Annotated in this window: 1 pseudogene; it reads left to right on the forward strand. The window is 41.6% G+C overall.

Annotated elements, in window-relative coordinates:
- Window positions 1–169 precede the first annotated feature (169 nt).
- A pseudogene (locus R8O11_RS30310) lies at window positions 170–558 on the forward strand (cytochrome C); the annotation flags it as partial.

Genomic DNA, 558 nt, shown 5'->3' on the forward strand with positions numbered 1-558 from the left:
TTGCGTCTATACTCTTACAAGCCATGTATTTCGATTTATTCAAGCGATGTAAATATGGATATTTTGCTTTTGGCTTGAATACAAAATTAATATTTCAATCAATTGTTTATTGAGATATTTAACCATTCCAACGCATTCCCACTTACTTTAGGACGAATCGAGAGGGACTATGAACGGTTTAAAGTCGATCGCTACATTAATATTTTTTATTTTACTGCTCACCGGATGTGGTCCAGACAGCAAAAACGATCAAAATACACCACCACCTGCGCTTGGTGATTTCGAGATCAGTGTTTCCGAGCCATCATTGGTCACTCAAGAAACCGGAGAAACCAAACTGGTAGTCGATTTTACCGTCAAAGACGGCAGTGGCAGATCTCATGAGCTAGACGAAACGAAAGACTTTCGCATCGCACTTCTTAAAGCAATGCCCTCTCGTGTCGATACACAAAACTCGAGCGATCCAGCCTTTGCCTTCAATGGGCGTCATGGCAATACCTATTGGAAGAGTTTCCATCACTCAGGTAATACCACAAATAACCGTGCCAGCATGGAGAG

This window comes from Vibrio sp. 1288, assembly GCF_033344475.1.